We start from the raw sequence: 12,909 nt of genomic DNA, 5'->3' as shown, positions 1-12,909 counted from the left end.
TTAATCGTAGCTGCGTTGGTCCTCGATGACTTTACCATCCCGAGGCAAGGCGCCTGGCTCCACAAACTCCACCTGTGCGCGCAGTTTGGTGATTTCACGGATCGAGTCGGCCAACGCGTTTTCCAGTCCCTCAGGCTTGGAGGTGACCTCCACCTGAAACACCATCTGGTCCTGACCACTGGCACCCCGCACCACCAAGCGAGCCTGGCCCAGTTCCTTGTGACGCAAGCGAATTTGTTCCACCTGTCCCGGATGCACAAACATGCCGCGCACCTTGGTCGTCTGGTCAGCACGCCCCATCCAGCCGCGTATACGCTGATTAGTCCGACCACAAGGAGACTGGCCGGGCATGACGGCGGACAAGTCCCCCGTACCGAACCGCACCAACGGGTAGTCAGGGTTAAAAGACGTCACCACCACTTCGCCCACTTCACCAGGCTCTACGGGCTGGCCTGTGCCCGGACGCACAATTTCCAGAATCAGGTTTTCGTTAAGCACCAAGCCTTCACGGGCCTGAGTTTCGTAGGCAATCATGCCCAGATCGGCACTGCCGTAAGCTTGATAGCCTGCCACGCCATGCTCGCTGAACCATTTTTGTAAAGAGGGCGGGTAGGCTTCACCCGAGAACAAGGCCTTGGTCAATCCCGGCAACGCAATCTGCATGGACTGGGCTTTTTCCATGATGATTTTCAGAAAGCTGGGGGTACCGGTGTACCCATGCGGGCGCAAGTCGGCCATGGCCTGCACTTGCTGTTCGGTTTGCCCCACCCCCCCCGGAAACACGGTGCAATCCAAAGCATGAGCAGCGGTTTCCATCATCGAACCGGCCGGCGTGAAGTGATAGGAGAAGCAGTTGAAAATCAGTTCTTCGCGGCGAAAACCCGCTGCATACAAGGCCCGCGCAAAGCCCCAATAGTCCGGGCGACGGCTTTCGGGCTCATACATGGGGCCAGGCGAAGCAAACACTTTGCGAGCTGCCCCCCAGGAAATGGAGGAAAAGCCGCCGAAAACGGACTGCGCATACTCAGCCGACGGCGCGCCAGAGCGGGCCCGCTCACGAGCTTCCAACTGGGCTTTGAGCAGCTCGCTTTTACGAAACACCGGAATAGCCAGCAGGTCCTCACGGCTGCGCACAGCGGCCAGATCCACCGAATCCAGTTGTCTGGCAATGGCAGGGGCTCCTTTTGCAGCCGCTTGCAAAACCTGCGGCAAACGGGACAGTAAATCAGCCTCACGCTCGTCCGGTTCCTGGGTTTCGCGCTCGTCGTAAAATTCGCTCATCTCTCCTCCACTGGGATGAATTGGCATTCAAACACTCCCGCGCCCAGCCGACTTCCTGCTCATAGACTGACGCGTGTCGATACCAAGCTCTGCGACTACACCCCGTGTAGCCAGGAGCTGCCCAAAACTAAAAATGTCAAAAGGGGTCAGGGCGGCACCTTGTGTGCATCCCGATCGATGGCCTGTTCCTGTACTAATCCTGCCGCTTTCAATACAGGCCAGGCCCTGCTGATACTGTGAAAATCCTTGAGGGTTAGGCCAACCAGCGCTTGCGTCGTCGATAGAATTTATTGTCACGAAAGCTCTTGCGCTCGCCCCCGGACACACCCAGATAGAACTCCTTGACGTCTTCGTTCTCGGCCAAGGCCTGGGAGGGTCCATCCATCATGACGCGGCCGTTTTCCAGGATGTAGCCATAGTCGGCATACTTCAGGGCCACGTTGGTGTTTTGCTCGGCCAGCAAGAAACTGACACGCTCGCGCTGATTCAGGTCACGGACAATCTCGAAAATTTCTTCCACCACCTGCGGTGCCAGCCCCATGGAAGGCTCGTCCAGCAAGATCATGCTGGGGTCGGCCATCAAGGCGCGTCCAATGGCACACATTTGCTGTTCACCGCCCGAGGTATAACCGGCCTGACTGGTACGGCGCTGCTTTAGACGCGGAAAATACTGGTACACCTTGTCCAGCTCGGCGCTTACATCACCACGTGACAAGGAACGGGTATAGGCCCCGGTCAGCAAATTTTCTTCAATGCTCAAGTGCGCAAAACAGTGGCGCCCTTCCATCACCTGCACTACGCCGCGCTTGACCAGATCAGCCGGAGTCAGTTGATCAATACGCTCGCCACGCAGATGGATCTGGCCTTTGGTCACATCGCCGCGCTCAGCGCGCAGCAAGTTCGATACGGCCCGCAAGGTCGTGGTTTTACCGGCACCGTTGGCGCCCAGCAAGGCAACAATCCGCCCTTCCGGTACACGCAAGGACACGCCCTTGAGCACCAGAATGACGTGGTTGTAAATCACTTCGATGCCATTGACGTCCAACAAGATGGGCGCCTCATCCACTTGGCCTACGGTCTCACTCATAATCTTCCCCACGCAATGCAGTGCCCAGGGCGAACCCTGGGCGCCTGGGTTTAGCCTTCGCAGGTGCGAGGCGTAATTTTCTTCTCAGCGGCGTACTTGGCCGACATTTCCTTGACTAAAGGATCGACATACTTCTTGTCGGACTCATACCAGTCGGAGACAACTTCAAACTTGTTGCCGTCCCACTGCACGATACGAGCCCAGTCATCACCCATATGGTTGCTGCATGAGGTTTTAACGGGACGCATGATGCCTTCAAAGCCCAGCTCTTTCAAACGAGCTTCGTCCAGGTTCAGGTTCTCGAAACCCCAGCGCACTTGTTCGGGCGTCATATGCTGCCCTTTACCGAACTTCTCTTGGGCAGTACGAATGGCTTCTACCTGCATCATGGAAATCATCATGCCGCGCGTGTGTGCCAGCGTGCCGACATACTTGTCCCCGTTTTCAGCTCCTTTGCCTTTGGCGTGCATCTCGCGCACGGCATCATGCACCGGACCGTCCTCGGCACTGTTGTGAATGGTGATGCCCTTGTAGCCCTTGGCGGTCTGGCCCAGATCGACCACATCGCTCTCGGAAGCGGCCCACCAGATGCCATAGATTTTGTCGCGTGGGTATCCCACTGCCTGCGCCTCACGAATAGCGGTAGGCGTCATGATCCCGGCGCTCCAGAGCAACACGAAGTCAGGACGGTTTTTACGCACTTGTAGCCAGGTGGATTTTTGCTCCACGCCAGGAGCGGTCACCGGATACAGATCCAGCTTGAAGCCTTGTTCCTTGGCACGGGCCTGTAACAGAGCGATAGGCTCTTTACCGTAAGGCGAGTCATGGTAGATCAGGGCAATACGCTGATCTTTCAGCTTGTCCTCACCCACTTGCTTGGTGATGTCCTGGATCATGACATCGGCTGCGGTCCAGTACGTGCCCAGCAGCGGGAAGTTCCACTCGAACACCGCACCGTTAGCCGAATGCGATAGACCGTAGCCCATGGTTTCAATGGCGACCCCATCCACAATAGCCTTGTCGGTCAGGGCAAAAGTAATGCCTGTGGACTGGGTATCAAACCCCGAAGCACCACCATTTTTGCCTTTCATGCGCTCGTAGCACTCTACGCCACGGTCGGTGGCATACGCCGTTTCACACTCCTCGTATGCCAGCTTGACGCCATTGACACCGCCGTCACGTTCGTTGACCAAAGCCAGATAGTCCAGCTTGCCATCGGCCCATGGGATCCCCAGTGGGGCAAAGGAGCCGGTGCGGTAGGTCAGCAGTGGAATGTACTGTTCCTCAGCTGCCAAAGCGGCTGTACTCATGGTCAACATTGCAGCGCAAGCACTCAAACCGAGCACAGCGCGTTTCAGTCGTGTTGTCATCTCCTGGTCCTCCGATAAGTACCATTTGTCTAAGTACCCCGTCCCGATTGGCGGGGCTGTTGTTGTAATAAACTGCCTACCTGCTAATGGGGGAAGGGCCACAAACGCAGCTTTTCCTTACCAATACTCCAGAGTCGAGCCAAACCATGCGGCTCCACAATCAAGAAAAATACGATCAGGGCACCGAACACCATGTGTTCAATGTGCGAGGCGGTGTCCACGCCGATGGACATACCAAACCAGTGCGGCACGTTGGTCAGAAGCACGGGCAGCAAGACCATGAAAGCGGCACCAAAGAAGCTGCCCACAATCGAGCCCAGACCACCGATGATGACAATGAACAACAGCTGCAAAGAGCGAGTCAGGTCAAAGGCCAGTGGCTCCCAGGAACCCAGATGAACAAAGGCCCACAAGGCACCGGCCACACCGATGATGAATGAGCTGACAGCAAAGGCCGTGAGCTTGGCGTAGACCGGACGGATACCAATCACTTCAGCGGCCACGTCCATGTCACGAATCGCCATCCATTGACGACCAATCGCGCCACGCACCAAGTTCTTGGCCAGCAAGGCAAACACCACCACAAAGATCAGTACAAACAAGTACTTTTGCATGGGGGTTTGAACCGGCAAACCAAATGCACTCAAGGCGGGCACCGACACGTTGCCCGATGGCGAGTAGTTCGTGAAAAAGGCAATACGCAGGAACGCCCAATCCACAAAGAACTGCGCAGCCAGGGTTGTGACCGCCAGGTACAAGCCACGGATACGCAAGCTGGGAATACCGAAGGCGACCCCCACCAGGGTGGCAAACACGCCACCCAGCAAGATCTGCAACACCAACGGCAACTCAGGAATACGGACACCAAAGTTCCAGGCGGCATAGGCGCCCACAGCCATAAAGGCGCCTGAACCAATGGAAATCTGTCCGCAATAGCCCACCAGAATATTCAGGCCGATCGCTGCCAAGGACAGAATCAAAAAGGGAATCAGAATAGCTTGCAGGAAGTAGTTGGATGCCATGGCTGGCACCAACAGAAATGCCACCAGCAACAGGCCCAACATCACATAGCGATCCTGGCGGATGGGAAAAATCTGCTGGTCAGCCCGATAGCTGCTTTTGAACTGACCATTTTCGCGGTAAATCATATCGGCTCCACCTCAGACGCGATCAATAATCTTCTCGCCGAACAGACCTTGTGGTCGGAACAGCAGGAACACCAGGGCCAGCACATAAGCAAACCAGATCTCGATGCCGCCACCTACATAAGGGCCCAGATAAACCTCGGACACCTTCTCACCCACACCGATAATCAGGCCACCCACAATGGCACCGGGCACCGAGGTCAGACCACCCAGAATCACCACAGGCAAGGCGCGCAACGCAGCGGTCGACAAGGTGAACTGCACCCCGTATTTGGAACCCCAGATAATGCCGGCGACCAATGCCACCAAACCGGCCACCGTCCAGACCACGACCCAGATACGGTTCAAGGGAATACCAATGGACTGTGCCGCCTGGTGATCGTCTGCCACCGCACGCAGGGCACGGCCCACACTGGTGTACTGAAAGAAGATGGCCAGGGCCACAACCAGCAAGGCCGCAACCACGGCTGAACTCAAGTCCTCCAGACTGACCAGCACACCGCCTTCAAACACGGACTCCAGGATGAAAGCCGGGTCTTTGGGCATGCCCACGTCAATGGAGTACACCGAACTGCCAAACACGATCTGACCCAAACCATCGAGCAGATAGCTGATACCGATGGTGGCCATCAGCAAGGTCGTGCCTTCCTGGTTCACCAGATAACGCAGCACCCAGCGCTCAATGACCACGGCCAGCACAAACATCAATATGGCCGAGACAATGAAAGCCAGCACATTGCCCAGAATGCCGGGCTCCATGCCCAGCAACTGCGGAATCCACTGGGAGAGACGAGCCATGGCCAGTGCGGCCACCAGCACCATTGCGCCCTGTGCGAAGTTAAAAACACCCGATGCTTTGAAAATCAGAACAAAGCCCAGCGCGACCAGGGCGTACAACATCCCGCTCATCAGCCCGCCCAGCAAGGTTTCAAGAAAAAATGCCATGTCCGTTCCCCTCAATGGCCAGCGCCAAGATAGGCGCGAATGACGTCCGGGTTTTGTCGTACTTCGTCCGGTACTCCGTCACCAATTTTCTTGCCATAGTCCAGGACCACCACGCGGTCCGAAATATCCATGACTACGCCCATATCGTGTTCAATCAAAACAATCGTGGTGCCGTACTCTTCATTCACATCCAGAATAAAACGGCACATATCCTGCTTTTCTTCGATGTTCATGCCTGCCATAGGCTCATCAAGCAGCAAAATGCTCGGCTGCATTGCCAGCGCCCGCCCCAGGTCAACCCGTTTTTGCAGACCGTAAGGCAAACGCCCTACCGGCGTTTTGCGGTAGGCCTGGATCTCCAGAAAATCGATGATGCCTTCCACGTACTCACGGTTGCGAATCTCTTCGCGCTCGGCACCGCCCAGTCGGAAAGCCTGGGCAAACACCCCGCTTTTCATGTGCAGATTACGGCCGGTCATGATGTTGTCCAGCACACTCATGCCCTTGAACAGAGCCAGGTTCTGAAAGGTACGGGCAATACCCTGCTCGGCGGTGTGACGTGAGTTCATGCGGGCATAACTCTGGTCACGTAAGACAATCTCACCTTGTTGTGGTGCATATACGCCGTTGATGACGTTCAACATAGAGCTTTTGCCTGCTCCGTTCGGACCGATGATGGAGCGGATCTCGTGTTCGCGAATATTGAACGAGATATCGGTCAAGGCTTTCACCCCCCCGAAGGACAGCGAAATATTCTTTAAATCCAGTACCACTGGGCCAATCCGACGGCCCGGCATTTGCGCCTCACTCATCATGCGCTCCTTGCTGCGTCTGTCATGCGCTCAATGTGCAGGTCTGCCGAAATGCGACCGCTGCGCCCATCTTCAAACTTCACTTCTGTCTCCACAAACTGCCTGTCCAAACCGTTGAACAGGGCGTCGACCAGAACCTTGTACTTTTGCGCGATAAAACCGCGACGTACTTTGCGGGTGCGGGTCAGTTCATCGTCATCCGGGTCCAGCTCTTTGTGCAGAATCAAAAAGGCACTGATGCGCGAGCCGGCCAGTTTGGGGTCGTTGGCCAGATCATCATTGACCTGCGCCACGCAATCCCGAATCAAGGCATAGACCTCGGGCTTGCCGGCCAGATCGGTGTAACCGGCATAAGGCAGGTTGCGACGCTCGGCCCAGTTGCCCACTGCTTCCAGATCAATATTGATAAAGGCGCACACTTCCTTTTGGCCATCACCAAAAGCCACGGCTTCTTTGACGAAGGGGAAGAACTTGAGCTTGTTCTCGATGTACTTGGGTGCAAACAAAGAGCCGTCGGCCAATTTGCCCACATCCTTGGCACGGTCGATGATCTTTAACTGACCATCGGTGTCCAAATAACCGGCATCGCCTGTGTGATACCAGCCGTCTTCGGTAAAAGACTCGGCGGTGGACTCGGGATTGCGGTAGTACTCCTTGAACAAGCCAGGGCTGCGCACCTGAATCTCACCGTTATCGGCCACACGGATTTCCACTCCTTTGACGGGTGGGCCTACCGTATCGGCACGCACATGGCCATCTTCCTGCACGCAGACAAACACCGAGGTTTCCGTCGCGCCGTACAGTTGCTTGAGGTTGATGCCAATAGAACGGTAAAAATCGAACAGATCGGGGCCAATGGCTTCACCGGCGGTATAAGCCACACGCACGCGGCTCATGCCCAGGGCATTACGCAAGGGGCCGTAGATCAGGATATTGCCCAGGCCATAGCACAGGCGATCCCACATCCCCACGCCAGGGCGCTTGTCCAGAATCTGCACACCCACGCGGTGCGCCAAAGTCATGAAACGCTTGTACAGGGCGCGCTTTAAGGCACCGGCATCCTCCATGCGAATGGTCACTTGCGTGAGCAAGCCTTCCAACACGCGGGGAGGCGCAAAGTAATAGGTGGGACCAATGTCGTGCAGGTCGATGGACACGGTCTCGGGCGATTCAGGGTGATTCACCGTAAAACCCGTGACCAGAAACTGCGTGTAGGAAAACATGTTCTGCCCAATCCAGGCGGGAGGCAGATAAGCCAGCACTTCCTCGGCATCGGTCAGCGATTCCAGCTCCTGAATGGCCAGACCGCGATCGACCAGGGCGCCGTGGGTCAACACCACACCCTTGGGCTTGCCGGTCGTACCGGAGGTATAGAACATGGCAGCAGCATGGTCAGGCGTAATGGCCTTCCAGATGCGACGCACACAGTCCGGATCACGCGCCAATTGCTCGCGCCCCTGCTCCATGACTTGTTCAATGTATTGCAGTTGTTCTTGCTGATAGTTGCGCAAACCACGTGGATCGTCATAGATCAGTGCATCCAGATCGGGGCACTGGTCCCAGACTTCCAGCAGCTTGTCGACCTGCTCCTGGTCCTCGACCACGGCCACACGAATGCTGGCATCCAGCAACACGTGCAACATTTCTTGGGCCACCGCATCCTGATACAAAGGCACGGGCACAGCGCCCAGCATTTGCGCTGCCATCATGGCCAGGTACAGACGCGGGCGGTTTTCACCGATCACCGCAACGTGCTGACCGTCTTTGACTCCCAGCCCGGCCAGGCCCGCAGCCAGTTGCTCGGCCTGTTCGGCCAGCTCCCGCCACGTCCAGGTCTGCCAGATTCCCAGGTCTTTTTCGCGCATGGCAACTTTGTTGCCGCGCACCTGGGCATGGTGTTCTATCCAGGCTGGGAAGGTGCCGGGTAACCCCGCTACCTGCTCTTTATCCATCCGCACAACCATGTCTCCTCCGAATTTTCCCGGCTTGTTATGGTCCAGGAGGCTGCTTATGATTGCGGCAGAAGGCTGAAGTGATGCCTTCAAGCTATTTGCAGCCTGTTAATAATCAAGTTATCGGCTGCACGTCCCGAAGATTGTCACGGACATGACATTCGACCTTTATCGAGGGTTAATCCTCATGCATGTTGTAGATGCTTTATCGGAGCGAGCCGCCTGGTTTCGCTTGTTGACACCCGAGCTGCAAGAGCGTGTCCGCCGCGACACGCTGATCACCGCATACGAGGCCGGAGCCATCGTCGAACGCAAGGGGGAACGCGCCACGGCCTGGATCGGCGTGCTCTCGGGTTTGCTCAAAGTATCGGTGGGCAACTCCGACGGCAAAATTGCCTCCATGACAGGGGTGCCTGCCGGTGGCTGGATAGGCGAAGGCTCTTTGCTGAAAAACGAAGAGCGCAAATACGATGTGGTGGCCTTGCGCGACAGCCAGGTGGCCCGCTTGCCCGCCCACAGTTTTAACGATTTGCTGGACCAGAGTATTGCTTTCAACCGCTACCTCCTGCATCAGCTCAATGAGCGTGTGGCGCAATTTATCGGCAAGGCCGAGTACAACAGCCTGTCTACCCCCGATGCCCGCGTGGCGCGCTGTCTGGCAGAGCTGTTCAACCCGCTGCTCTACCCCGGAAAAGGTCTGCGCCTGGACATTACCCAGGAAGAGATCGGCTACCTGGCGCGGGTATCGCGCCAACGTGCCAACCAAGCCCTGCGTCAACTGGAAAACGAAGGGCTGTTGTTGATCAAATATGGTGGCGTCCAGGTACTGGACCTGGACGGCCTGAAACGTTACGGCGATGAATATGCCGCCTGATTATGCGGCCACTGTTGGCCGCATGACCGTCAATCCATACGAATACCGGCACGCTCGATAACCGTGGCCCATTCCGCGCGTTCACGCTGAGCGTAGGCCTGGAATTCATCGGGCGTCATGGGCATGGGCTCTACACCCATCGCGCGGATACGCTGGTCCAGCTCGGGCGTTTTCAGAGCCTGCATCAAGTCCTGGCTCAAGCGTTGACGGGCACCTTCGTCCATCTTGGGTGGGCCCACCAAACCTTGCCAGGCATAGGCGTAGAAGTCGGTAATACCGGCTTCGGCCATGGTTGGCACATCAGGCAACAGGCTGCTGCGCTCGGGCGTGGCCACGGCCAGAACCCGCAATTTGCCAGCCTTGATGTTGGACAATGCCGCTGCAGAATCGACAAAAGACATATCCACCTGACCGCCCAGCAAATCCTGAATGGCGGGTGCGGCTCCCTTGTAAGGCACATGCACGATCTGGGTGTCGGTGCGCTGCTTGAACATTTCCAGCGCCAGATGGTGAGGTGAACCACTGCCAGCGGACGAGGAGCTCAGTTTTTCAGGCTGCTTACGAGCCGCTTCAAGCAAATCGGCCACCGTCTTGTACGGGGATTCTTGCGGTACCGCCAGCATCAAGGGAAAACGGGCCAGTCCGCCCACATACGTGAAAGCCGCCGGGTCGTACTGCAGCTTGTTGTACAAGGAGGAATTGAATGCCAGCGTGCCTGAGTCAGCGGTACCCACGGTATAGCCGTCCGGTTTGGCGTTGCTCACATAGGTCGCGCCGATGATGGTCGCCGCCCCCGGCTTGTTTTCCACAATCAGCGTCTGACCCAGGCTGCTTTCCAACTGCTTGGCCACCAGCCGAGCAATCACATCTGAACCACCGCCTGCGGGATAAGGCACTACCCACGTTACCGCAGACTGGGGCCAGTCCGCTGCCAGGGCCGTTCCTGTCAGGCTGGCGCCCAACAACACACCGGCTCCCAATTTTTTCCAATCCATGATGTCTCCTTCGTACATACAAACAGCGCTTAGGGCACTGTTTTTTAAATGTTAAGCATCCCGTTCGGGATGCGCAGAGACATTATGCGCGGACAGCCCTACGCAGGGCATTAGTAACGATGCGGATATCGATCAGCGGTAATTGCGTGCGCCAAACAGGGCCGAGCCAACCCGAACCTCGGTCGAGCCTTCCTGAATCGCCAGCTCGAAATCCCCACTCATGCCCATGGACAGGCCTTGCACCTGTTCATAGCCCAACTCCACCAGACGATCACGCCACTGGCGCAACGTAGCAAAACAGGCGCGCACCGCCTGAGGGTCCTCGCTATTGACGGCCATGGTCATCAAACCCCGGACGTTCAGGGTATCAAGCGAGCGCAAAGACTGCATGAAAGCAGGCAATTGCTCCGGGTCCAAGCCAAACTTGCTGGGTTCGGGCGAGGTCTTGACCTGAACAAGCACATCCAGGCTACGCTGCTCGGTTTGCAGGTGCCGATCCAGGGCCTGGGCCAGCGACAAACGGTCCAAAGACTGGACTTCGCTGGCCAGGCGTGCAATATCTTTAGCCTTATTACTCTGCAGATGGCCTATCATCACCCACTGCACCGCGCGATCGGCCAGCTCGGCCTGCTTGTCCCGAATCTCCTGAACCTTGTTCTCGCCCATTCGCAACAAGCCCAGGTCCAGAGCTTGCGCCAGCACGGGCACAGGAAAGGTTTTGCTGACCGGTAAAAGCGCCACCGCACCGGCAGGGCGGCCGGCCTGCAAGCAAGCCTGTTCGATACGTTGGCGCAATTGCGCCAAGCGACCAGAAAGGGAAGAGTCAGAAGAATCCATCAATGCACCAGCACCCAGATAAAACCATCGCAAACGCTGCAAACACAACAGCGGCCATTTCCGATAGCATAACTGCTGCACACGGCCATCGCTAAGCCAATCCACAGCGTCTTTGCCGGGTTCTGCATCTAGGCGTAATTTGCATCTTCACTGTGTACTCGTATCCCGTTTCCCCAACTTTATCGAGGAGCTCATGACAGATCGTCCCACCCATGCTTTGCCGTCATACCTGAATGCCGACGACGTCGGCCCATGGGGTATTTATCTCGAACAAGTGGAGCGAGTCACTCCGTATCTGGGCAAATTGTCCCGATGGGTTGAAACACTCAAGCGCCCCAAGCGCACACTGATTGTCGACGTCCCCATCGAACTGGATAACGGCACCGTGGCCCACTTTGAGGGCTATCGCGTTCAACACAATACGTCCCGTGGCCCAGGCAAGGGCGGCGTGCGCTACCACCAGGATGTCACCTTGTCCGAGGTAATGGCGCTGGCTGCCTGGATGTCGATCAAGTCAGCGGCCGTGAACCTGCCCTTTGGCGGTGCCAAGGGCGGTATTCGTATTGACCCACGCCACTACTCCCAGGCCGAACTGGAACGTATCACCCGCCGCTACACCAGCGAGATTGGCGTGATCATTGGCCCCAACAAGGACATTCCCGCACCGGATGTGAACACCAATGCCCAGACCATGGCCTGGATGATGGACACCTATTCCATGAACGTGGGCGGCACCAGCACCGGTGTGGTCACCGGCAAACCCGTGTCCCTGGGCGGTAGTCTTGGCCGGGTAGAAGCCACTGGCCGTGGCGTGTTTACCGTGGGTTGTGAAGCAGCTCGCGACGCCGGTATCGACCTCAATGGCGCCCGCGTCATTGTGCAAGGTTTCGGTAACGTGGGTGGCACGGCCGCCCGCCTGTTCCAGGAAGCGGGTGCCAAAGTGCTGGCCGTACAGGATCACACGGGCACCGTCTACAACCCCAACGGTCTGGACGTGCTGGCCTTGCTGGACCACATGGAACAACACAAAGGTCTGGCCGGAGCACCCAACGCCGAAGCCATTTCCAATGACGATTTCTGGCACATCGAAACCGATCTGCTGATCCCGGCCGCGCTGGAAGGCCAGATCAACAAGAACAATGCCGACCGCATCCGCGCTCGCATTGTGATCGAAGGTGCCAATGGCCCCACCACCCCCGAAGCCGATGACATCCTGAACGACAAGGGCGTGACCATTGTCCCGGACGTGGTGGCCAACGCCGGCGGTGTGACTGTGTCCTACTTCGAGTGGGTTCAGGACTTCTCCAGCTTTTTCTGGACCGAGGACGAGATCAACAATCGGCTGGAAATGATGATGCGCGCGGCCTACACCACGGTAGCGGCCGTTGCCAAAGAGCACAACGTCACCCTGCGTACCGCTGCCTTTATTGTGGGTTGCGCCCGCATTCTGGAATCTCGTCAGGTACGCGGCCTGTATCCCTAAGCTCATAAGGCGGCATACTCGGTTTATGCCGCTTTTTATGCGCAAAATACAGCGCTTGTGCAAAAAAATCAGGGGGAAAGCGGTAGAATCGGGGCATCCAGGATATGACACCCGTATGAAACCCTTAC

Annotated in this window: 11 protein-coding genes; 2 read left to right on the top strand and 9 right to left on the bottom strand. The window is 57.0% G+C overall.

Annotated features, from left to right (window positions below; translation table 11 throughout):
- The 7 genes from OKX01_RS01020 to OKX01_RS00990 form a co-directional block, all read right to left on the bottom strand.
- Positions 1-1,281, bottom strand: coding sequence for a phenylacetate--CoA ligase family protein (locus OKX01_RS01020; RefSeq protein ID WP_121737708.1), 1,281 nt, complete (start codon positions 1,279-1,281; stop codon positions 1-3).
- 253 nt (positions 1,282-1,534) lie between these two features.
- Positions 1,535-2,368 (bottom strand): ABC transporter ATP-binding protein, encoded by an 834-nt coding sequence (locus OKX01_RS01015; RefSeq protein WP_094195314.1) that lies wholly within the window; start codon positions 2,366-2,368, stop codon positions 1,535-1,537.
- A 50-nt stretch (positions 2,369-2,418) separates the two neighbouring features.
- Positions 2,419-3,687 carry an ABC transporter substrate-binding protein gene (locus OKX01_RS01010; protein WP_376914099.1) on the bottom strand — a complete coding sequence of 423 codons (1,269 nt, stop codon included), beginning with the start codon at positions 3,685-3,687 and terminating at the stop codon, positions 2,419-2,421.
- 134 nt (positions 3,688-3,821) lie between these two features.
- A complete protein-coding gene (locus OKX01_RS01005; RefSeq protein WP_249460862.1) occupies positions 3,822-4,886 on the bottom strand; it encodes a branched-chain amino acid ABC transporter permease in 1,065 nt (354 codons plus the stop codon).
- 12 nt (positions 4,887-4,898) lie between these two features.
- Positions 4,899-5,828 (bottom strand): branched-chain amino acid ABC transporter permease, encoded by a 930-nt coding sequence (locus OKX01_RS01000; RefSeq protein WP_153228800.1) that lies wholly within the window; start codon positions 5,826-5,828, stop codon positions 4,899-4,901.
- Positions 5,829-5,839: 11 nt separating this feature from the next.
- The gene (locus tag OKX01_RS00995) at positions 5,840-6,625 is read right to left on the bottom strand and encodes an ABC transporter ATP-binding protein (RefSeq protein ID WP_009460135.1); all 786 of its coding nucleotides are present in this window, start codon (positions 6,623-6,625) and stop codon (positions 5,840-5,842) included.
- 14 nt (positions 6,626-6,639) lie between these two features.
- On the bottom strand, positions 6,640-8,592 hold the full coding sequence (locus tag OKX01_RS00990; protein WP_162496921.1) for an AMP-dependent synthetase/ligase: 1,953 nt from the start codon (positions 8,590-8,592) through the stop codon (positions 6,640-6,642).
- 187 nt (positions 8,593-8,779) lie between these two features.
- On the opposite strand from OKX01_RS00990, the gene OKX01_RS00985 reads away from it, so the two are divergent.
- Positions 8,780-9,466 (top strand): Crp/Fnr family transcriptional regulator, encoded by a 687-nt coding sequence (locus OKX01_RS00985; protein WP_094195309.1) that lies wholly within the window; start codon positions 8,780-8,782, stop codon positions 9,464-9,466.
- Between the two features lie 29 nt (positions 9,467-9,495).
- Here the strand turns inward: OKX01_RS00985 and OKX01_RS00980 are convergent, their stop codons facing one another.
- Together OKX01_RS00980 and OKX01_RS00975 are read right to left on the bottom strand one after the other, a co-directional pair.
- Positions 9,496-10,461, bottom strand: a complete 966-nt coding sequence (locus OKX01_RS00980; protein ID WP_264672303.1) for a Bug family tripartite tricarboxylate transporter substrate binding protein — start codon at positions 10,459-10,461, stop codon at positions 9,496-9,498.
- A gap of 132 nt (positions 10,462-10,593) precedes the next feature.
- Positions 10,594-11,298: a YggS family pyridoxal phosphate-dependent enzyme gene (locus OKX01_RS00975; protein ID WP_264672302.1), complete on the bottom strand. Its 705-nt coding sequence runs from the start codon at positions 11,296-11,298 to the stop codon at positions 10,594-10,596.
- A 193-nt stretch (positions 11,299-11,491) separates the two neighbouring features.
- Here OKX01_RS00975 and OKX01_RS00970 point away from each other — a divergent pair, with 193 nt between their 5' ends.
- On the top strand, positions 11,492-12,781 hold the full coding sequence (locus OKX01_RS00970; protein ID WP_264672301.1) for a Glu/Leu/Phe/Val family dehydrogenase: 1,290 nt from the start codon (positions 11,492-11,494) through the stop codon (positions 12,779-12,781).
- Positions 12,782-12,909 lie beyond the last annotated feature (128 nt).

This window comes from Alcaligenes sp. SMD-FA, from assembly GCF_025960365.1.
Classification (GTDB): Bacteria; Pseudomonadota; Gammaproteobacteria; order Burkholderiales; family Burkholderiaceae_B; genus Alcaligenes; species Alcaligenes aquatilis.
The sequence above is the reverse complement of the archived record's forward strand: the minus strand, read 5'-3'. Positions and strand labels throughout refer to the sequence as shown.

Excerpts from the sequence above, each read along its gene's own strand:
- OKX01_RS01020 (WP_121737708.1), bottom strand. The coding sequence starts at position 1,281 with ATGAGCGAATTTTACGACGAGCGCGAAACCCAGGAACCGGACGAGCGT.
- OKX01_RS01015 (WP_094195314.1), bottom strand. The coding sequence starts at position 2,368 with ATGAGTGAGACCGTAGGCCAAGTGGATGAGGCGCCCATCTTGTTGGAC.
- OKX01_RS01010 (WP_376914099.1), bottom strand. The coding sequence starts at position 3,687 with ATGTTGACCATGAGTACAGCCGCTTTGGCAGCTGAGGAACAGTACATT.
- OKX01_RS01005 (WP_249460862.1), bottom strand. The coding sequence starts at position 4,886 with ATGATTTACCGCGAAAATGGTCAGTTCAAAAGCAGCTATCGGGCTGAC.
- OKX01_RS01000 (WP_153228800.1), bottom strand. The coding sequence starts at position 5,828 with ATGGCATTTTTTCTTGAAACCTTGCTGGGCGGGCTGATGAGCGGGATG.
- OKX01_RS00995 (WP_009460135.1), bottom strand. The coding sequence starts at position 6,625 with ATGCCGGGCCGTCGGATTGGCCCAGTGGTACTGGATTTAAAGAATATT.
- OKX01_RS00990 (WP_162496921.1), bottom strand. The coding sequence starts at position 8,592 with ATGGATAAAGAGCAGGTAGCGGGGTTACCCGGCACCTTCCCAGCCTGG.
- OKX01_RS00985 (WP_094195309.1), top strand. The coding sequence starts at position 8,780 with ATGCATGTTGTAGATGCTTTATCGGAGCGAGCCGCCTGGTTTCGCTTG.
- OKX01_RS00980 (WP_264672303.1), bottom strand. The coding sequence starts at position 10,461 with ATGGATTGGAAAAAATTGGGAGCCGGTGTGTTGTTGGGCGCCAGCCTG.
- OKX01_RS00975 (WP_264672302.1), bottom strand. The coding sequence starts at position 11,298 with ATGGATTCTTCTGACTCTTCCCTTTCTGGTCGCTTGGCGCAATTGCGC.
- OKX01_RS00970 (WP_264672301.1), top strand. The coding sequence starts at position 11,492 with ATGACAGATCGTCCCACCCATGCTTTGCCGTCATACCTGAATGCCGAC.